The 18,899-nt window shown below is 67.7% G+C and carries 20 protein-coding genes, 2 tRNA genes and 1 pseudogene; 13 read left to right on the top strand and 10 right to left on the bottom strand.

Annotated elements, in window-relative coordinates; genetic code table 11:
• The first annotated feature begins 1 nt into the window (after position 1).
• The 4 genes from C8K38_RS22180 to C8K38_RS22165 all read left to right on the top strand — a co-directional run bounded on the left by C8K38_RS22180 (position 2) and on the right by C8K38_RS22165 (position 2,760).
• Complete coding sequence (locus tag C8K38_RS22180; RefSeq protein WP_097213567.1) at positions 2–775, top strand: fumarylacetoacetate hydrolase family protein; 774 nt, start codon at positions 2–4, stop codon at positions 773–775.
• A 102-nt stretch (positions 776–877) separates the two neighbouring features.
• The gene (gltX, locus tag C8K38_RS22175) at positions 878–2,353 is read left to right on the top strand and encodes a glutamate--tRNA ligase (protein ID WP_097213566.1); all 1,476 of its coding nucleotides are present in this window, start codon (positions 878–880) and stop codon (positions 2,351–2,353) included.
• A 138-nt stretch (positions 2,354–2,491) separates the two neighbouring features.
• Positions 2,492–2,563: transfer RNA gene (locus tag C8K38_RS22170), tRNA-Gln, on the top strand.
• A 124-nt stretch (positions 2,564–2,687) separates the two neighbouring features.
• Positions 2,688–2,760: transfer RNA gene (locus C8K38_RS22165), tRNA-Glu, on the top strand.
• A 120-nt stretch (positions 2,761–2,880) separates the two neighbouring features.
• On the opposite strand, the gene C8K38_RS22160 is transcribed toward C8K38_RS22165, so the two are convergent.
• The 3 genes from C8K38_RS22160 to C8K38_RS22150 all read right to left on the bottom strand — a co-directional run bounded on the left by C8K38_RS22160 (position 2,881) and on the right by C8K38_RS22150 (position 4,470).
• Positions 2,881–3,063, bottom strand: coding sequence for a DUF5302 domain-containing protein (locus C8K38_RS22160; RefSeq protein WP_077041171.1), 183 nt, complete (start codon positions 3,061–3,063; stop codon positions 2,881–2,883).
• Positions 3,064–3,149: 86 nt separating this feature from the next.
• On the bottom strand, positions 3,150–3,647 hold the full coding sequence (locus tag C8K38_RS22155; protein WP_097213565.1) for a pyridoxamine 5'-phosphate oxidase family protein: 498 nt from the start codon (positions 3,645–3,647) through the stop codon (positions 3,150–3,152).
• Positions 3,648–3,750: 103 nt separating this feature from the next.
• The gene (locus tag C8K38_RS22150; protein ID WP_097213564.1) at positions 3,751–4,470 is read right to left on the bottom strand and encodes an IclR family transcriptional regulator; all 720 of its coding nucleotides are present in this window, start codon (positions 4,468–4,470) and stop codon (positions 3,751–3,753) included.
• 139 nt (positions 4,471–4,609) lie between these two features.
• Here C8K38_RS22150 and leuC point away from each other — a divergent pair, with 139 nt between their 5' ends.
• The 3 genes from leuC (at position 4,610) to C8K38_RS22135 (ending at position 7,466) form a co-directional block, all read left to right on the top strand.
• Complete coding sequence (gene leuC / locus C8K38_RS22145; RefSeq protein WP_179800677.1) at positions 4,610–6,034, top strand: 3-isopropylmalate dehydratase large subunit; 1,425 nt, start codon at positions 4,610–4,612, stop codon at positions 6,032–6,034.
• Between the two features lie 27 nt (positions 6,035–6,061).
• On the top strand, positions 6,062–6,673 hold the full coding sequence (leuD, locus tag C8K38_RS22140) for a 3-isopropylmalate dehydratase small subunit (protein ID WP_097213562.1): 612 nt from the start codon (positions 6,062–6,064) through the stop codon (positions 6,671–6,673).
• A 154-nt stretch (positions 6,674–6,827) separates the two neighbouring features.
• Positions 6,828–7,466, top strand: coding sequence for an HU family DNA-binding protein (locus tag C8K38_RS22135; RefSeq protein ID WP_097213561.1), 639 nt, complete (start codon positions 6,828–6,830; stop codon positions 7,464–7,466).
• An 84-nt stretch (positions 7,467–7,550) separates the two neighbouring features.
• On the opposite strand, the gene C8K38_RS22130 is transcribed toward C8K38_RS22135, so the two are convergent.
• From C8K38_RS22130 to cofC, 3 genes are all read right to left on the bottom strand, one after another.
• Entirely contained in the window at positions 7,551–8,477 is a 927-nt protein-coding gene (locus C8K38_RS22130; protein WP_097213560.1) for an NUDIX hydrolase, read from the bottom strand.
• Between the two features lie 33 nt (positions 8,478–8,510).
• Positions 8,511–10,646 carry an RNA degradosome polyphosphate kinase gene (locus tag C8K38_RS22125; RefSeq protein ID WP_373560289.1) on the bottom strand — a complete coding sequence of 712 codons (2,136 nt, stop codon included), beginning with the start codon at positions 10,644–10,646 and terminating at the stop codon, positions 8,511–8,513.
• 128 nt (positions 10,647–10,774) lie between these two features.
• Positions 10,775–11,482: a 2-phospho-L-lactate guanylyltransferase gene (cofC, locus tag C8K38_RS22120; protein ID WP_097213558.1), complete on the bottom strand. Its 708-nt coding sequence runs from the start codon at positions 11,480–11,482 to the stop codon at positions 10,775–10,777.
• A gap of 109 nt (positions 11,483–11,591) precedes the next feature.
• Between cofC and C8K38_RS22115 the strand changes: the two genes are divergently transcribed.
• Together C8K38_RS22115 and C8K38_RS22110 are read left to right on the top strand one after the other, a co-directional pair.
• Positions 11,592–12,590 (top strand): NAD(P)H-dependent glycerol-3-phosphate dehydrogenase, encoded by a 999-nt coding sequence (locus C8K38_RS22115; protein ID WP_097213557.1) that lies wholly within the window; start codon positions 11,592–11,594, stop codon positions 12,588–12,590.
• 82 nt (positions 12,591–12,672) lie between these two features.
• Positions 12,673–13,779, top strand: a complete 1,107-nt coding sequence (locus C8K38_RS22110) for a D-alanine--D-alanine ligase family protein (protein WP_097213657.1) — start codon at positions 12,673–12,675, stop codon at positions 13,777–13,779.
• A 21-nt stretch (positions 13,780–13,800) separates the two neighbouring features.
• Here the strand turns inward: C8K38_RS22110 and C8K38_RS22105 are convergent, their stop codons facing one another.
• Together C8K38_RS22105 and C8K38_RS22100 are read right to left on the bottom strand one after the other, a co-directional pair.
• The gene (locus tag C8K38_RS22105) at positions 13,801–14,424 is read right to left on the bottom strand and encodes a DUF3515 domain-containing protein (protein WP_097213556.1); all 624 of its coding nucleotides are present in this window, start codon (positions 14,422–14,424) and stop codon (positions 13,801–13,803) included.
• A complete protein-coding gene (locus C8K38_RS22100; RefSeq protein WP_077041177.1) occupies positions 14,403–14,630 on the bottom strand; it encodes an Lrp/AsnC ligand binding domain-containing protein in 228 nt (75 codons plus the stop codon). Before C8K38_RS22100 ends, C8K38_RS22105 begins: the two co-directional genes overlap by 22 nt.
• 132 nt (positions 14,631–14,762) lie before the next feature.
• Here C8K38_RS22100 and C8K38_RS22095 point away from each other — a divergent pair, with 132 nt between their 5' ends.
• Genes C8K38_RS22095 through C8K38_RS22085 form a run of 3 tightly spaced genes read left to right on the top strand, consistent with a single transcriptional unit; the run spans position 14,763 to position 16,949 of the window.
• The gene (locus C8K38_RS22095) at positions 14,763–15,734 is read left to right on the top strand and encodes a thiamine-phosphate kinase (RefSeq protein ID WP_179800682.1); all 972 of its coding nucleotides are present in this window, start codon (positions 14,763–14,765) and stop codon (positions 15,732–15,734) included.
• A gap of 13 nt (positions 15,735–15,747) precedes the next feature.
• Positions 15,748–16,269 (top strand): gamma carbonic anhydrase family protein, encoded by a 522-nt coding sequence (locus C8K38_RS22090; RefSeq protein ID WP_097213554.1) that lies wholly within the window; start codon positions 15,748–15,750, stop codon positions 16,267–16,269.
• Entirely contained in the window at positions 16,269–16,949 is a 681-nt protein-coding gene (locus tag C8K38_RS22085) for a uracil-DNA glycosylase (RefSeq protein WP_097213553.1), read from the top strand. Before C8K38_RS22090 ends, C8K38_RS22085 begins: the two co-directional genes overlap by 1 nt.
• An 85-nt stretch (positions 16,950–17,034) precedes the next feature.
• Here C8K38_RS22085 and C8K38_RS22080 read toward each other — a convergent pair whose 3' ends face one another.
• A complete protein-coding gene (locus C8K38_RS22080; RefSeq protein WP_097213552.1) occupies positions 17,035–17,688 on the bottom strand; it encodes a DMP19 family protein in 654 nt (217 codons plus the stop codon).
• A gap of 164 nt (positions 17,689–17,852) precedes the next feature.
• Between C8K38_RS22080 and C8K38_RS22075 the strand changes: the two genes are divergently transcribed.
• Positions 17,853–18,194 (top strand): YciI family protein, encoded by a 342-nt coding sequence (locus tag C8K38_RS22075; RefSeq protein ID WP_097213551.1) that lies wholly within the window; start codon positions 17,853–17,855, stop codon positions 18,192–18,194.
• A 264-nt stretch (positions 18,195–18,458) separates the two neighbouring features.
• Here the strand turns inward: C8K38_RS22075 and C8K38_RS28015 are convergent.
• Positions 18,459–18,812: pseudogene (locus C8K38_RS28015) on the bottom strand (DUF222 domain-containing protein); the annotation flags it as partial.
• Positions 18,813–18,899 lie beyond the last annotated feature (87 nt).

Genomic DNA, 18,899 nt, shown 5'->3' with positions numbered 1-18,899 from the left:
CATGCGTCTAGGTCGAATCGCCAGCCCCGATGGGGTCGCCTTTGTTTCCATCGAAGGGGAGGGTGACGCGCAGACCGCGAAGGAGATCGCCGAGCATCCGTTCGGCAACCCGACATTCACCGGCAGGAGCTGGCCGCTCGCCGATGTCCGGCTGCTCGCGCCGATCCTGGCCAGCAAGGTGATCTGCATCGGCAAGAACTATGCGGCGCACGCGGCCGAGATGGGCTCCGAGGCGCCCGAGGATCCGGTGATCTTCCTCAAGCCGAACACCTCGATCATCGGCCCCGGCGTGCCGATCATGTTGCCGCCCAGCTCGAATGAGGTGCACTACGAGGGCGAGCTCGCGATCGTCATCGGGCGTCCCTGCAAGGACGTGCCCGCCGCGAAGGCGCTCGACGTGGTGCTCGGATACACCGCCGCGAACGATGTGTCCGCGCGCGATCAACAGCGCCAGGACGGTCAGTGGACCAGGGCCAAGGGGCACGACACGTTCTGCCCACTCGGCCCGTGGATCGAGACCACCCTCGACGCCTCAGATCTCGAGATCAAGACGGATGTCGATGGTGAGGTCAAGCAGCGCAGCCGGACTTCGCTTCTGCTGCACGACATTCCGAAGATCATCGAGTGGGTCTCCGCGGTGATGACGCTGCTCCCCGGTGACGTCATCCTGACCGGCACCCCCGAGGGGGTCGGTCCGATCGTTGCGGGCGACACCGTGAGCGTCACCATCGAGGGGATCGGTACCCTCGCCAACCCGGTGGCCGCCAAGGGCTGAGTCCGGCGGCGTTGCGACGGTCGGTGGTCACTGCCGGGCCGGGTGGGGGCGGGGAAGACTAGCCTGTAGGGGACCGATTCCCCCCTCCGACCCAAGTGAGCCATGACCTCCAGCGAAGTGCGTGTTCGTTTCTGTCCCTCGCCGACCGGCACGCCCCATGTCGGGCTGATCCGTACGGCCCTGTTCAACTGGGCCTATGCCCGGCACCACGGCGGCAAGTTCGTCTTCCGTGTCGAGGACACCGACGCCGCGAGGGACTCGGAGGAGTCCTACCAGGCGATCCTCGACGCGCTGAACTGGCTCGGCCTGACCTGGGACGAGGGTCCCGAGGTCGGCGGCCCGTACGCGCCGTACCGCCAGTCGCAGCGACGAGACCTGCACCTCGAGGTCGTCGCGAAGCTGCTGGCGGCGGGGGAGGCCTACGAGTCCTTCTCCACCCCCGAGGAGGTCGAGGAGCGGCACAAGGCGGCCGGCCGTGACCCCAAGCTCGGGTACGACAATTTCGATCGCGATCTGACCGCCGAGCAGCGTCAGGCGTACCTCGACGAGGGGCGTAAGCCCGTCGTGCGGTTGCGGATGCCCGACCACGACCTGACCTGGAACGACCTGGTTCGCGGCGAGACCACCTTCAAGGCGGGCACGGTGCCCGATTTCGCGCTCACCCGGGGCAACGGCATCCCGCTGTACACCCTGGTGAACCCCGTGGATGACGCGCTGATGAAGATCACTCACGTGCTGCGTGGCGAGGACCTGCTGTCGTCGACGCCGCGCCAGCTGGCCCTCTACGAGGCGCTGCAGCGGATCGGCGTCGCGGAGCTCACCCCGGAGTTCGGTCACCTCCCGTTCGTGATGGGACAGGGCAACAAGAAGCTCTCGAAGCGCGACCCCGAGTCGAACCTGTTCATCCATCGGGACCGCGGCTTCATTCCCGAGGGCCTGCTCAACTACCTGGCCCTGCTCGGCTGGGGCATCGCGGACGATCGCGACGTGTTCTCGCTCACGGAGATGGTCGAGGCCTTCGACATCTCGAAGGTCAACTCCAATCCGGCGCGTTTCGACCAGAAGAAGGCCGACGCGATCAACGCCGAGCACATCCGGTTGCTCGACCCCGCCGATTTCACGGCGCGGCTGCGGGCGTTCCTGGCCGGTCACGGTCATCCCGTTGAGGCGCTTGACGAGGCCTCGTTCGCCGTCGCGGCCGAACTCGTGCAGACGCGCATCGTCGTCCTCGCCGATGCGTGGGATCTGCTCAAGTTCCTCTTCGTGGACGAGTCCGAGTTCGCGATCGATCCGGCCGCGGCCGCGAAGAACCTGGGCGCGGATTCCGCTCCCGTGCTCGACGCCACGATCGCCGCGCTCGAGGCGACGCCGAACTGGGCGAGCGCGGACCTGGAGGAGTCTCTCAAGGCCGCTCTCATCGATGGCCTGGAACTCAAGCCGCGCAAGGCCTTTGCGCCCGTGCGGGTCGCGGTGACCGGCTCACACATCAGCCCGCCGCTGTACGAGTCGATGGAGCTGCTCGGCAGGGAGAAGACGATGGCCCGGCTGCGCTCGGCACGCGCTCAGGTGGGTCAGTAGGAGTTCCTGTCGGCTGGCCAGGGGCAATTTCAGGCCCCTGACCAGCCGATTTGGAGAATGGCCCTAGGGCTTTGCTATTGTTCTCCTCGTCCGAAACGGAGAGCACAGCCGCAAGGTTGAGCGAGCCGCCGAGGTCATTGGGGTATGGTGTAATTGGCAACACAGCGGTTTCTGGTACCGCCATTCTAGGTTCGAGTCCTGGTACCCCAGCGGAGAGTTCAGACGATTTTGACTCTGAACTCCGGCCAGCTAAGCTAGCCGAGCTTCCACTGATGCGGAACTTCTCTCCGGAAGAGTTCCACAGCAGCGCAACAAATCAGTACAGCGTGTTCTTGGCCCCGTCGTCTAGCGGCCTAGGACGCCGCCCTCTCAAGGCGGTAGCGCGGGTTCGAATCCCGTCGGGGCTACAAATGAAGAAGACCCTCTGGCACATGCCAGGGGGTCTTTTCTTGTCTCCGGCAGATCGAACGGCGGCGCTCGAAAAAAGGCGCCCACCCGAGTCGGGTGAGCGCCTTCGCTCGAAACGGCTAGCCGCTCTTGCGGCGGAATTCTCGTTTGTGATCGGCGGGGCCGTGCGTGTGATGAATCTTCGAATCGCCGGCCGTGGCGGCCGTCGGGTTCGCGTTCTTGTGATTCTTGCGCTCTAGTGCCTCGCGGAACTGCTGCTTGATCTGATCGTTCTCGTTCTGATCCTTCGCGGAGTCAGTCACGGTGCGCTCCTCCCATTCTGTTTGGTCGCACCGTGACGGTACCGCCGCCGCCGCGGGAAGTCCCGCAGATTTCTGCGGTGGCGCTACTACAGGAAAGCCGCTGTGGTGCCACCCACGGGCATCTGGGGCAATCCGAGCTTGCGGTGATCCCAGGACCGGATGCGATCGATCTTCACCCGCACGGCGACCCGCTTGTTGAGCATCATCTCGATCGCCGGGTCCACGTCGGTGGAGTACGGGCCCGTGTAGCGCTCCCAGATGCTGACGCCGACCTGCCAGAGGGCGTCTCGGTCGTCGACGATCTCGGCGGTGCCCTCGATGGAGATGCCGCGCAGGGTGTCGTAGGTGTTGCCGTCCTCGATCATCACGGTGATCCGGTTGTCCCGGCGGAGGTTGACGGCCTTCTGTGATTTCGACTTCGTCTCGAACCAGATCTCGCCGTCGATCACGGCGTACCACATGGCGATCAGGTGCGGCGCGCCCTTCGCGCCGACCGTGGCCATGGTGGCGATCCGGCTGCGTTCGATGAACCCGGCGATCTCGTCGTCGTTCATCGTGATCTGGCTACGTTGGTTGGTGCCCACTGCGCTGTCCTCCCATGGGGATTGGAACCTGTTCTCGCATGCACTGTGCCATGGGCCACACATGTGACTGTGGCCATATGGGCCACATCGGATGCGAAGGCGGCTACAGACGTTTGTGGAGTGCGTCCGCGGCGGCGAGGAGATCGGCGGCCCAGCGGGCGCCGGGGCGCCTGCCCATTCGGTCGATCGGGCCCGAGACCGAGATCGCCGCGACCACGACGCCCGCGCCATCACGCACCGGCGCCGCGACGCTCGCCACGCCGGGTTCGCGTTCGGCGGCGCTCTGTGCCCAGCCACGCTTGCGCACCTCGAGCAGTGCCCGTTCGCTGAAGAGCGCGTCGGCCAGCACCGCCCGCTGGGTCTGCGGATCCGCCCATGCCAGTAGCACCTTGGCTCCCGAGCCTGCGGTCATCGGCAGCCGTGCGCCGACCAGTACGGTGTCCCGGAGGCCGGTGGGCGGCTCCATGGAGGCCACGCACACCCGCTGGGTGCCCTCCCTGCGGTACAGCTGCACACTCTCTCCGGTGATCTCGCGCAGTCGCGGCAGGATCATGGCGGCCGCCTCGAGGAGGCTGTCGTGTGCGGTCGGGGCCAGCTCAGCAAGGCCGGGGCCAGGGCGCCAGAGTCCGTCGCCGTCGCGGGCGAGGAGTCGGTGCACCTCGAGGCCGACCGCCAGTCGATGAGCCGTCGCCCGGGGCAGACCCGTGCGGGCGCACAGCTCTCCGAGATTGCAGGGCTGCTCCGCAACGGCGTGGAGAACGGTCATCGCCTTGTCGAGCACCCCGATCCCGCTCGAGGCGGGGGAGCCGCTATGCTGTCTCATAGGGCGATACTACCGTCTCGCATTCTGAGATGGAAATTCGGACGGCTTCGATCGGGCGTGATCGGGGAGATGATGGAAGTGGCGCACTCCAGGCCGTCCGATGTCCGGGACGCACTAGTCACACTGAGAGGTGGAGAACATGGTCAGTAGAAAGCGCACCCTGGCAGAGAAGGTGTGGGACGAGCATGTCGTCGTCCAGGGCGAGGGGGAGGGCGCATCGCGTAACCCGGACCTCATCTACATCGATCTGCACCTCATTCACGAAGTGACCAGTCCTCAAGCCTTCGACGGCCTTCGGTTGGCGGGCAGGCCATTGCGCCGCCCCGATCTCACGATCGCCACAGAGGACCACAACGTCCCGACGATCGACATCGACAAGCCGATCGCGGACCCGGTCTCCCGTATCCAGGTCGAGACCCTTCGTCGCAACTGCGAGGAGTTCGGTGTCCGCCTGCATCCGATGGGCGACCTCGACCAGGGCATCGTGCACGTCGTCGGTCCGCAGCTGGGCCTGACTCAGCCCGGCATGACCGTGGTGTGCGGCGACAGCCACACCTCCACGCATGGCGCCTTCGGTGCTCTCGCAATGGGAATCGGTACCAGCGAGGTCGAGCACGTGATGGCGACCCAGACGCTGTCGCTGCGCCCGTTCAAGACGATGGCGATCAACGTCGACGGCGAACTCCAGCCCGGGGTGACGAGCAAGGACGTCGTGCTCGCCGTCATCGCGAAGATCGGCACCGGCGGCGGCCAGGGCTATGTCCTGGAGTACCGCGGATCGGCCATCCGTCAAATGTCGATGGAAGCCCGAATGACGGTCTGCAACATGTCGATCGAGGCCGGTGCCCGCGCGGGCATGATCGCGCCCGACGAGATCACCTACGAGTTCATCAAGGGACGGCCGCACGCGCCGCAGGGCGCGGACTGGGATGCCGCCGTCGCCGCGTGGGAGCAGCTGAAGACCGACGAAGGTGCGACTTTCGACCAAGAGGTCTACATCGACGCGAACTCGCTGACCCCGTTCGTCACCTGGGGGACCAACCCGGCCCAGGGTGCGCCGCTCGGCGACTCGGTGCCGGATCCCACCCAGATGGTCGACGAGAGCGAACGCCAGGCCGCCGAGAAGGCGTTGACCTACATGGGCCTCACGGCAGGCACTCCGCTGCGTGAGATCGCCGTGGACACGGTCTTCGTCGGTTCCTGCACCAATGGCCGGATCGAGGATCTGCGGGCCGTGGCGGGCGTGCTGAAGGGTCGCAAGGTGGCCGAGGGCGTGCGGATGCTGGTCGTCCCCGGCTCGATGAGGGTTCGCGCGCAGGCCGAGAAGGAGGGCCTCGGTGAGATCTTCACCGCAGCGGGTGCGGAATGGCGGCAGGCGGGGTGCTCGATGTGTCTCGGCATGAATCCCGATCAGCTGTCCTCGGGTGAGCGCTCGGCATCGACTTCCAACCGGAATTTCGAAGGTAGGCAGGGCAAGGGCGGGCGGACCCATCTCGTCTCCCCGCTGGTTGCGGCGGCGACGGCGGTGCGAGGCACGCTCTCGGCGCCCGTGGACCTGGACTGAAGACCACCGGAACGACAGGAGTATTTGATGGAAGCCTTTACGACACACAAGGGAATCGGCGTCCCCCTGCGGCGCTCCAATGTCGACACCGACCAGATCATTCCGGCGGTCTACCTAAAGTCGGTCTCTCGTAGCGGTTTCGAGGAGGGCCTCTTCGCGGGCTGGCGGGCCGACCCCGAGTTCATCCTGAACATTCCGCCGTACGACAAGGGCTCGGTTCTCGTCGCGGGTCCGGACTTCGGCACCGGCTCGTCCCGTGAGCACGCGGTGTGGGCGCTATCGGACTACGGATTTCGCGTAGTGATCGCCTCTCGCTTCGCGGACATCTTCCGCGGCAACTCCGGCAAGGCCGGTCTGCTGGCCGCTCAGGTCGACCAGTCGGACGTCGAACTGCTCTGGAAGTTGCTTGAAGAGCAGCCCGGTCTCGAAATTGTTGTGGATCTCACGGAGCGCACGGTGACCGCAGGAACGCTGGTGGTGCGCTTCAACATTGATGACTACACGCGGTGGCGTCTGCTCGAGGGTCTGGACGATATCGGATTGACATTGCGGCAGGTAGATGCGATTTCGGAGTTCGAAAAGTCAAGGCCGTCATGGAAACCTGCCACCCTCCCGGCACGGGTTGCCGAGGGAAACTAATACGACCGACTAACGGGATTCAGGCACGAAAGAGGGTGCCACGCCTCTGAGAGGTACATGAGAATTGGCGTGGCACATAGACTCTTGCCCTTTTCCGGATTACCGTGTTTGCTAGTCGGTCCGACAATGGGCCATCAGTTTGCGGAGGACTTCCATGAACAAAGCAGAGCTCATTGACATCTTGACCGAACGGTTGGACTCGGATCGCCGTACGGCAACCGATGCGGTCGAGCACATCGTCGACACCATCGTGCGCGCCGTGCACAGGGGCGAGAGCGTCACGATCACCGGCTTCGGCGTCTTCGAGCAGCGTCGCCGTGCGGCCCGCGTCGCGCGCAACCCGCGCACCGGCGAGACCGTCAAGGTCAAGCCGACCTCGGTGCCTGCGTTCCGTCCGGGCGCCCAGTTCAAGGCCGTGATCGCCGGTAGCCAGAAGCTTCCGGCCAGCGGACCCGCGGTCAAGCGTGGCTCGGCTGCCGCGGCACCTGCGAAGAAGGCAGCGGCGAAGAAGACCGCAGCGAAGAAGGTTGCGGCCAAGAAGGCGGCGCCCGCGAAGAAGGCTCCGGCCAAGAAGGTCGTGGCGAAGAAGGCGGCACCGGCCAAGAAGGCGGTCGTGGCGAAGAAGGCGGCACCGGCCAAGAAGGCGGTCGTGGCGAAGAAGGCGGCACCCGCGAAGAAGGCTCCGGCCAAGAAGGCTCCGGCCAAGAAGGTCGTCGCGAAGAAGGCAGCTCCGGCGAAGAAGGCTCCGGCCAAGAAGGCGCCGGCCAAGAAGGCGCCCGCTCGCAAGAAGTAGGCACGACCGACTACTCGTGCCCCGCACGAGATCGAGGGCGGCGACGGGAAACCGTCGCCGCCCTCTGTCGGATCGGTGGCCGCCTCAGGCGTTCTCGGGCAGCGGGCTGTCGATGTGGCTGGCGTCCACCAGCTTGCCCCCGGAGAACGAGAGAACCCAGGTGCTGGCCTTCCGGTTGCGGGCACGCGGCAGGGTGATCCCGTCCCGTTCCGCCCACCAGCTCAGCAGGTCGGGGATGACCCCGCTCTGACTGCAGATCACCTGGACGCCGCCGAGCGTGGCGATCTTTCGCACGCGGGACCGGGCCGCGGCCGGATCCTCCGCGTACGCCTCCTCCGAGAGCAGCGGCTCCGCCACGATCTCGGTGCCCAGCGCACGCGCCAGCGGTTCCACCGTCTGCTCGCAGCGGATGCGATCGGCCGAATGAACCGCCGTCGCACCGAAGGCGAGGAGCTGGGGCACCAGGGCCTCGGCCTGGACGCGCCCGAGCTGATCCAACGGTCGTAGCGTGTCGTCCGGAGAGTCCTTCCGTCGTCCGGCCTTGCCGTGCCGGACGACGAGCATGGTGGTGGTGTCGGCGGGAACACGGAGGAACCGGCGCATCACCTTGCCGTCCACCGAGTAGGAGAGTTCGCCTGCCACGTCCTCGGGTGCCACCCACCGGAGCTCGTCGACCTCGGAATTCGGTACGAACTCGCCACCGAGTGATTCGGCGGCCCAGTAGTCGACCCGCTTGCGCTTGCGGTGGCCGGGGATCTCGTAGGCGACTCGGGTCACGCGCCGGTCCAGGCGCACCCGTAGCCCGGTCTCCTCCTGCACCTCTCGCAGCGCCGCGACGATCGGCGTCTCCCCGGGGTCGAGCTTGCCCTTGGGGAAGGACCAGTCGTCGTACTTGGGCCGGTGGATCAGTGCGATCTCGATCTCGTAGGGATTGGTCGGTGACTTACGCCAGAGCACGGCACCTGCCGCGAAGATATTGGCCTTGATGGGTCGATCCGACTTCGAGCTCACTGGCTGCCTTCCTGTGGTGGCCGGAAAACGTTCCTACGAGCCGATTGCACGGCGGCCGCGCATCAGCTCCTGCTGGTGCTCGCGGACGCTTTCACCCCTGGCGGGCGAGGCCGCCCAGTGCCCGTCGGACTGGAGCACCCAGCACCTGGTGGTCGGGTCGAGAGCGGAGTCGAAGATGTCGCCGAGCTGACGTGCCAGCCGCGGATCCTTCACCTGGGCCATCACCTCCACCCGCCGGTCGAGATTGCGGTGCATCATGTCGGCGCTGCCGATCCAGAATTCCTCCGCGCCGACGAAATGCAGGATGCGTGAATGCTCGAGGAACCGCCCGAGAATCGAACGGACCTCGATGTTCTCGCTCAGTCCCGGCACGCCTGGCTTGAGCGCACAGATACCGCGGACCACCACCTGCACCTGCACGCCTGCCTGCGAGGCGCGATAGAGCGCGTCGATCACCTGCTCGTCCACCAGGGCGTTGGCCTTGAGGCGGACTCCCGCGGACTTGCCCTCGAGTTGGCGCGCGACCTCCGCGTCGATCCGCTTGATGATGCCGTCGCGGACGCCGTAGGGAGCGACCAGCAGGTTCCGGTACTGCGCCTTACGCGAGTATCCGGTCAGCGAGTTGAACAGGTCTGTGAGGTCGGCACCGATTTCGGGTGCGGCGGTGAGCAGGCCCACGTCCTCGTACAGCCGGGCCGTCTTCGGGTTGTAGTTCCCGGTGCCGATGTGGCAGTACCGGCGGATCGCCGAGCCCTCCCGGCGTACGACAAGGCAAGTCTTGCAATGGGTCTTGAGCCCGACCAGCCCGTACACCACGTGCACGCCCGCCTGTTCGAGCTTGCGCGCCCACTTGATGTTCGCCTGCTCGTCGAACCGTGCCTTGATCTCGACGAGCGCCACCACCTGCTTGCCAGCCTCCGCGGCGTCGATCAGCGCGTTCACGATCGGGGAGTCGCCGGAGGTGCGGTACAGCGTCTGCTTGATCGCCAGCACATGCGGATCGGCCGCCGCCTGCTCGATGAACCGCTGCACGCTGGTGGAGAACGAGTCGTAGGGGTGATGCACCAGGACGTCGCCGTCGCGCAGCGTCGAGAACACGCTCTTCGGGGTCTCCCGCTCTCCGAATGCCGGATGGGTCGCGGGCACGAAGGGGGCGTCCTTGAGGTTGGCGCGGTCGACGCCGTAGACCTGCCACAGGCAGGACAGGTCGAGCAGGCCGGGGACCTGGATCACGTCGCCCGGATCCACGTCGAGCTCGCGCAGCAGCAGTTCGAGCATGTGCTCGGTCATGTCGTCCGCGACCTCGAGCCGCACCGGCGACCCGAACCGCCTGCGGGCCAGTTCGCGCTCGAGGGCCTGCAGCAGATCCTCGTCGCGATCCTCTTCGACCTCGAAGTCGGCGTTGCGGGTGATACGGAAGGCGTGGTGCTCGACGATCTCCATCCCGGGGAACAGCGCGTTCAGGTGCGCCGCGATGAGCGCCTCCATGGGCAGGAAAGCCGGGGTGGTCGCGGGGGAATCGGTGCGGTTGACGCGGACGAACCGGTCGACGTTGTCGGGCACCTTCACCCGCGCGAAGTGCTCGCCGCCCGTCGACGAATCCTTCACGGTCACCGCGAGGTTCAGGCTCAGGCCGCTGATGTAGGGGAACGGGTGGGCCGGATCGACCGCGAGGGGGGTCAGCACGGGGAACACCTGCTCGCGGAAGTGCGCGGACAGGCGCTCCTCCTCGTCGGCATCGAGGTCTGCCCAGCCGATGATGGAGATGCCCTCCTCGGCGAGCTGGGGCAGCACCTTGTCCAGGAAGGTCCTGGCGTGCTTCTCTGCGATCTCCTGGGTCCGCCTGCCGATCAGCGCCAACTGTTCGCGCGGGCTCAGGCCGTCGGCGGAACGGACCGAGAGTCCGGTCTCGTCCCGGCGCTTGAGGCCCGCGACCCGGACCATGTAGAACTCGTCGAGGTTCGAGGCGAAGATCGCGAGGAACTTGGCGCGCTCGAGCAGCGGAAGCGACGGATCCTCGGCGAGGCTGAGCACCCGGGAGTTGAAGTCGAGCCAGCTCAGCTCGCGGTTGAGGTAGCGCTCCTCCGGCAGGGGGATGACCGAACCGTCGACCACCACCGGGGTGGCGGCGGGCGGCGCGGTCGGGATCACCGGAAGGTGATTGACGATCGGTGCGCTCCAATCGCGCTCGCCGGTTCCCGACGCCGTGTGCTGCCCGGCGTCCTGTCCGCGTACCTCACCGTTACTCACGCGTAGATCATCCCCCAGATCGCGAGTGGGCGACAAACGATGCGCATTTATCTTCGGTGAATTCGCCGGGCGGTTCCCGCGACGCCGGGCCAGCCGATCCGGTCGAGCTCCGCGGCGGTCGCCCGGCCGGGCCCCAGCAGCACCGCGGCATCGAGGTCGGCCGCGGTGTCGACATCGAGTCGCAGCCCCGGCCAGTCGCCGGTCAGTTCCGCGGCCCCGGAAAGGCGGTGTCGCCGCGCCGAGTCCGGGCCGAACGCGGGGTCGAGGTCGGCCTCCGGATCCCCGACGATCAGCGCCGCGGTTCCGGTGCCGTGGTGATCGACCACGAAGGAGCGGGGTGCCCGTGCGCCAGCGGCCAGCGCCGCCGTCAGCTCGCCCGGGCGCAGGCAGGGGAGATCGCCCTGCAACGCCACGATGGGTCCGCGGCCGTGGGTCGATCGCACATGGGTGGCGGCGGCCCGCAGGACGGTGTTGAGGCGATCGCCGCCCTCGCCTGCCGGATCGGCGTAGTGCCCGGCCCCGCACTCGCGCGCCACGCGGGCCACCGACGGGTCGGGGGTGATGACCGTGAGCTCAGCGATCCCCGACGCGTTCGCGGCCGCCGTCAAGGTGTCGCGCAGCATGGCCAGCACGAGCGCGGTCCGCTCCTGCGGCTCGAGGCGGGCGGCCAGCCTGCTCTTGGCCCGGCCGAGCTCCTTGACCGCGATCAACACGTGCGCCTGCCCCGCGGGCGGCGTGCGATGCGCTGGGTCCATACCGGCAATCCTGCCAGCACGCCGCAGCGGGCGAGCAGACCGCGGTGCCCCTGCGGCCGTCTACTCTTGGGTCCCGGTGGCAGCGGGTGGCGAGGGGAAGGGACATTCCATGAGCAAGGCAGCGGTACTGGGGGCGGGATCCTGGGGGACGGCGTTCGCGAAGGTGTTGGCCGATGCCGGCACCGATGTCACGATGTGGGCGCGGAGACCCGAAGTGGCCGAGTCGATCTCGGTCGATCACCAGAATCCGTTTTACCTCGAGGGGATCGCGTTGCCGCCCTCGCTGTCGGCGACCAGTGATCATCGCGTCGCGCTCGAGGGTGCCGATATCGTCGTCCTTGCCGTGCCCTCGCAGTCGCTGCGCGAGAACCTCGGTGCCTGGGCGCCGTCGATCGAGCCCGATTCGACGCTGTTGTCCCTGGCGAAGGGCATCGAGAGCGGGACACTGATGCGGATGAGCCAGGTCATCAGCCAGGTGGCGGGTGCGGATCCGTCGCGGGTGGCGGTGCTGTCGGGGCCCAACCTGGCCAGGGAGATCGCCGCGGGCCAGCCGGCAGCCACCGTGATCGCGTGCACCGATTCCGTTCGCGCGGTGGACCTTCAAAAGGCTTGCGCCACCGGGTATTTCCGTCCGTACACCAACTCCGACGTGATCGGCTGCGAGGTGGGAGGAGCGTGCAAGAACGTGATCGCCCTTGCCTGCGGAATGGCGTCGGGGATCGGCCTGGGGGAGAACACCAACGCCACCATCATCACCCGTGGGCTGGCCGAGATGATCAGACTCGGGGTGGCGCTCGGCGCGAACCCGGCGACGTTGGCCGGGCTGGCGGGCGTCGGCGACCTCGTCGCGACCTGCTCCTCGCCGCTCTCGCGAAACCGGACCTTCGGACACCATCTCGGTGCGGGCGGCTCCATGGAGAGCGCGCAACGGGCCACGAAGGGGCAGGTGGCCGAGGGCGTGAAGTCCTGCACCTCGGTGCGGGCGCTGGCGGCGAGTCACGACGTGGAGATGCCGCTCACCGACGCGGTTCATCGGGTCTGCCACGAGGGCATGTCGGTCCCGGATGCCGTCGGACTGCTCCTGGGGCGGCGCACCAAGCCCGAGTGAGCAGGCCCGAACGGTTCGCGCGGTCCCGATCAGCGGTGACCTGACGCGGCAGATCGGTTGGTCCAACGGTACGGTTCGGTACGTGAGTAATCCGCGTACGAGGGTGGCTGTGGTCTTCGGTGGCCGTAGCAGTGAGCACTCGGTCTCCTGTGTTTCCGCTGGTAGTGTGCTTCGCAACCTCGATCCCGAGCGTTACGAGGTGGTGCCGATCGGCATCACCCCCGACGGTGCCTGGGTGCTCGGTCCGACGGATCCCGACGCCCTCACCATCGCGGGCCGCTCACTGCCCACCGTCGACGCGGCGGGTACCGCACTGACCCTGACCGCCGACCCGACCCGTTCGGGCGCGCTTGTGTCGCTGAGCAACGACGAGGCGGGCGCGGTCCTCGCGTCGGTGGACGTGGTGTTCCCGGTCCTGCACGGCGCCTACGGAGAGGACGGCACCATCCAGGGCCTGCTCGAGCTCGCGGGCCTGCCGTACGTCGGTCCCGGTGTGCTGGCCAGCGCGGCGGGCATGGACAAGGAGTTCACCAAGAAGCTGCTCGCGGCCGATGGGCTGCCGATCGGTGAGCAGGTGGTGCTGCGCGCGGGCACCGCGACGGTGTCGCCCGCCGATCGCGAGCGGCTCGGCCTCCCGGTGTTCGTCAAGCCCGCCCGCGGTGGGTCCTCGATCGGTATCTCCCGGGTGTCATCATGGGATCAGCTCGACGCGGCGATCGAAATGGCCCGCAGACACGACCCGAAGGTCATCGTCGAGGCGGGCATCGTCGGCCGCGAGGTCGAGTGCGGTGTCCTCGAATTCCCGGATGGCTCAGTGAAATCCAGTGTCGTGGCGGAGATCCGGATGCCGGAGTTCGCTGGCGACGACGGCGCCTTCTACGACTTCGACACCAAGTACCTCGACGACATCTGCGAGTTCGATGTCCCTGCCAAGCTCGACGACGCGATCAGCGAGGAGATCCGGGCGATCGCCGTGCGGGCCTTCGCCGCGCTCGACTGCCAGGGGCTCGCCCGGGTCGACTTCTTCATCACCGAGAACGGCCCGGTGATCAACGAGATCAACACGATGCCCGGGTTCACCTCGATCTCGATGTACCCGCGGATGTGGGACGCCGCCGGGATCGACTACCGGACCCTGGTGTCCACTCTGGTCGAGACGGCGCTGGCCCGGGGGACCGGCCTGCGCTGACGCAGGCCGGCAGGCCCGGGGTCATGGGGTCGGAATGGGCGCCGGGTCCAGCGGCCGCTGCTCCAGAGTGCTGGTGATTGCGGCCGAGGCGTCCTGCAGTGGGGTCGGACCCGATCCGTGCGGCACGGTCAGTGCGACGTAGACGCCTCGATCGACCGCGAACCAGGTGCTGGCGTCCAGTCCTTCTTCGCCGGGAACCTCGAACCACTGCACCGCGTCGACCACCGTCAACGGCGATGCCGCGTTGAACTCGAGCGGACGGTCCACCCCACAGCGAAGCACGACCTCCTTGGCGTCGTCCGCCTGCCAGGCGGCCGCTCCAACGGGGGCCGGATCCATCAGTTCGGCTCTCTCGAAATCGCCGAGGTTCTCGGGCAATGCCGCGATCAGGGCGGCGCACTCGGGGGACTCGGCGGCGGGGGCGGGCACCGTGCCGAGCGCGACCGGCTCCTGGATGGGGTCGCGTCCGGCGATCACGGCGGCGACGAGCACGCCGACCACAAGGGCGACCGGGAGGGCGACCGCGACGGCGATCAGCGCCGGGCTGCGCCGTGCGGTGGGATGGGGTTCTGTGGGTTCGGGAGCGTCAGCGGAATCGGGGAGATCGGGGTCGTTCACGGTTACTAGTGTGCCGCAACCTGACATGTCAGGGTCCGGGTGATTCCCTGGACGCGTTGAATCCGCTGCACCACGCCTGGTAGCTCGGTCGTGTCCGCGGCCTCGACCCGGACCACCACGTCGTAGGGGCCGAGGACGTCCTCCGCGCTGAGAACGCCAGGTAGCTGGCTGATCACCTCGGAGACGAGCAGGGCCTTGCCGACCTCGGTCTGGATCAGAACGAAAGCTTGCATCGCTGACGCCCCTTCTCGGTGCAGTGCCCGCGACCTCGGTAGAGTCGCGGTGGCCCTGGCCTGCCACTTGCACGGTCGGGTCACTCCCGGCTGCGATAAAGGGTACCGGTTCTCATTCCTCGGAGGTGCGTCATCGAATCGACTGATCGCGGCACCGATGCCGGGCGCACGGTCGCCGACATCGGCGAATTCGCGGTGATCGACCGGGCGGTGGCGGGTCGAGCGCAACCCGAGAGCACGCTGCTCGGCCCCGGAGACGACGCCGCGGTGGTGCGGGCGCTGGACGGCGCGGTGGTCGCCTCGACCGACATGCTGGTCGAGGGCAGGCACTTCCGGCTGGACTGGTCGACCCCCGAACAGGTGGGGCGCAAGGCGGTCGCGCAGAACGGCGCGGACATCGTCGCGATGGGCGCCTGGCCGACCTCGTTCCTGGTCGCGATCGGGTGCCCACCGAGCACGCCGGTATCCGTCACCGACGCGCTGACGGACGGGATCTGGGCCGAGGTGGCCGGGTTCGGTGCGGGTGTGATCGGCGGGGACATGGTGCAGGCGGAGCAGTTGGTGGTCTCGATCACGGTGCTCGGAGACCTGGGCGGGCACGCGCCGGTGCTGCGGTCCGGGGCGCGTCCCGGCGATCAGGTGGCCGTCGCGGGTCGGCTCGGCTGGTCGGCGGCGGGACTGGCCGCGTTGCTCGCCGAATCGGATCGTTTCCCGGAACTTGTTGCCGCGCACAAGGTTCCGTTCCCACCCTACGAGAGCGGTCCGGTTGCGGCGCGCGCAGGGGCCACCGCCATGACCGATGTGTCCGACGGACTGATCGCTGATCTGGGGCACATGTGCACAGCCTCGGGGGTCGCGATGGACCTGGACAGCGCGCTGCTCGAACCCGGGCCCGAGCTCTCCGAGGCCGCGACGGCGCTGGGGGCGGACGCGCTCGACTGGGTGCTCACCGGTGGCGAGGACCATGCCCTGGCCGCGACCTTCCCCGCCGAAGCGTCGCTGCCTTCGGGTTGGCGTCGGATCGGGTCGGTCCTGGCCGGTGACGGCGTGCAGGTCGACGGCCGTTCCTGGGCGGGCGGCGGCGGATGGCAGAGCTTCGATTAGATAGATTGCCCGCATGCCTATCTACGCCCTCGGTGACCGCGTTCCCGACATCCATCCGGACGCGTACGTCCACCCCGACGCCGTGGTGATCGGTGCGGTCACCCTGGCCGCGGGTGCCTCGGTGTGGCCGCAGGCGGTGCTGCGCGGCGACTACGGCACCATCACGATCGGCGCGGACACCAACATCCAGGACGGCACCGTCATCCACTGCACCCCGATCGATCCGACGGTGATCAGGTCGGGCTGCGTGGTGGGGCACAGCGCGCACATCGAGGGCGCCACCATCGGCGACAACTGCCTGATCGCGTCCGGATCGGTCGTGCTGAACGGTTCGAAGGTCGGCAGCGGCGCGATCGTCGGCGCCGGAGCCGTCATCCCGTTCAAGTTCGAGGTGCCCGCGCGCCGGATGGCGCTCGGCGTGCCCGCGAAGATCCGCGAGGGCTACGAGGTGCCCGAGGGGCACCTGGATATCAACGTGAAGACCTATTCGGCGAACGCCGCGTTCTACCGGGACGCGCTCCGGCGTCTCGACTGATGCCGGCCCGACCGCTCGACGAGCTGATGGAGGCGGGCTGGGCGCAGGCCCTGGCGCCGGTTGCGGGACGGATCTCCGCGATGGAGGAGTTCGTGCGTGACGAGGCCGCGCGGGGCCGCGACCCCCTGCCTGCTCAGGAGAACGTGCTGCGGGCCTTCCGGCAGCCGTTTCGTGACGTCCGGGTGCTGATCGTGGGCCAGGACCCCTACCCGACGCCGGGACATGCGGTGGGACTGAGCTTCTCGGTGGCGCCGGACGTGCGTCCGGTGCCGCGCAGCCTCGGCAACATCTTCGCCGAGTACAGCGAGGATCTGGGGTTGCCCACGCCCGGCAACGGCGACCTGACGTCGTGGGCCGAGCGGGGCGTGCTGCTGCTCAACAGGGTGCTCACCGTCGAGTCCGGCAGGGCGGCCGCGCATCGAGGCAAGGGCTGGGAAGCCGTGACCGAGCAGGCCATCCGGGCACTGGTCGCGAGGCCCGAGCCGATGGTGGCGATCCTGTGGGGACGTGACGCGGGCACCCTGAAGCCGATGCTCGGCGATGTGCCGGTGATCGAGTCCGCGCATCCGTCGCCGCTGTCGGCCCGGCGTGGATTCTTCGGGTCGCGGCCGTTCAGCCGCGCCAACCGGCTCCTCGACGAACTGGGGGAGGGGCCGGTCGACTGGCGGCTGCCCTCCTGAGCGATCGCCCCGCCGTGGGTTGATATTCATGCAACGGTGTCGGGGGAACTGAGCATCAGGTAGGAACGCTTGTCTCGCCTTGAGATCAGGGGCCGTAGTGCTCCACGACGAGGCGGGTGAGCGGGTCTGGGTACTCCCAGAAGGCTTCGTCCAGCTCGCCCAGGCGTCCGTTGTCGGCTTCGGTCAGGCGGCCGTAGATGTCCGAGATCGATTCGATCCCGCCTGCGGCGAGGTGCGGCTCGACGACGATGAACATCGCCCGCAGGATGCCGGCGGCCGCCGCCGCGCCGATCGCATCCAATGCGGTGACCGCGGTCTCGTGATTGCGGATGCCCCAGTTCCCGAGGAACTGCAGGAACCCGCCGTTGTTGATGTCGGCCTCCGCCCGCCACAGCGCGACCAGGTCGCAGTCGCGCGGCGAGATCGCATCCACGTTCCAATCGGCGGTCATGAGTCGGCCGAGTGCGGCGTCGTAGAGGCGATCCTGCAGGATCTCCCACACGCTCACCATTCCCTCCGGGCTCGGCTCCCACAGTTCCGGCCAGTTCACGCCGTGACCGTCATCGGTCAGCGCCCACCGCTCCCGCTCCGCGGGTGTCGCCTTCTCCAGACGAACATGGCGCCGGAGCGGCTCAGTGAGTGTTTGCCCGTCGGCGAGGGTCAGCACGACGGCGGCATCGGTGAGGGCGACGCCGGTGATGCGGTTAGTCCCGTTGGTGTCGAATCGTTCCTCTGTCACCCGGAGATCCTAATCAGGTCCTGAACTGGGGTGATGACACGTCCCTGTCGGATCCGGAGAGTGCGGGTAATGGGTCCGAGTCGGGTCTCATTCCTGTGTGCAGCGCGCGCCGCGTGGGCGAGGATTGGATCCGATCCCTGAAACGTCAAGAAGGAGTCGACGCGATGACGAAGTACCTGATCTCGTTCCCGAGTGGCGCCATGGACTTTCCCGACGAGGTTCTGCAGGCAGCGTCGGATGCGTCGCACGCGGTGGTGGAGGAGGCGAAGGACGCCGGCGTCTGGGTGTTCGGCGGTGGAATCGACGAGAGCGTTCCGCCTGTCCTGGTCGATGGGGATGGCACGGTGACCGAGGGCACGTACCCGCAGACGAAGCAGCTCGAAGGCGGTTACACGGTGCTGGAGTTGCCCTCCCGCGAGGCGGCACTGAAATGGGCTGCGAAGATCGCGGTTGCCTGCCAGTGCGCGCAGGAGGTACGCGCGTTCCACTACGACCCCGCGAGCTGAACGTACGGCTGCATTGTGGGCGCTCGCTGTCTTTCGACGCGCCTGCGCTTTTCGCCGGGCGCGTTCGAGGAGCTCTTTCGGGTGGTGGCGGTGGTTGATCCGGGGTTTCTGTTCGGGGTCGATGTGCGGCGGTGGGATCCATTCGGTGCGTCCGGCGTATTCGGAGGCTTTGGACGCGGTGCGGGTTTGCCAGCCGCCGGGGCCGTCGTGGATGAGTGCGTGGCAGCCGTCGCATCCGAGGGTCATGCTGCCGATGTCGGTGGCGCCGCCCTTGGACCAGTCATGGACGTGGTGGACGGCGGTCATCGTGGCGGGGGCGTCGCAGCCGGGTCGGGTGCAACCTCGATCGGCGGCGATCAACGCGAGTCGTTGGTCTGCGGTGGCGAGGCGTTTCGAACGTCCGAGGTGCAGGGGTCTGCCGTTGTGGTCGAAGAGCACCAGTACTGGGTGCGAGCGTTCGGCCATCTTCAGTGCGTCTCGAATGGGGAGGATCCCGCCGGACGCGGTGGTGGCGACACCCGTGGCGTGTTCGAGCTGATCGAGGGTCATGGTGATGATCGTCGTCGCGGGAAGCCCGCGATGGGAACCGAGGATGCCGGATGCGAGGAGTGCGCGCAGTGCTTCCTTGACTGCGTCGTGGTTGCGTTGCGCGGCGGTGCGGGTGTCGAGGCCCGCGGCGGCGGCAAGCTGGTCGCGGTCGACGCT

Origin of the sequence: Rhodococcus sp. OK611 (assembly GCF_003050885.1) — a bacterium.
Lineage (GTDB): Bacteria > Actinomycetota > Actinomycetes > Mycobacteriales > Mycobacteriaceae > Rhodococcus_G > Rhodococcus_G oryzae.
Note: the sequence above shows the minus strand (reverse complement) of the source record. Positions and strands in the feature narration are given on the sequence as shown.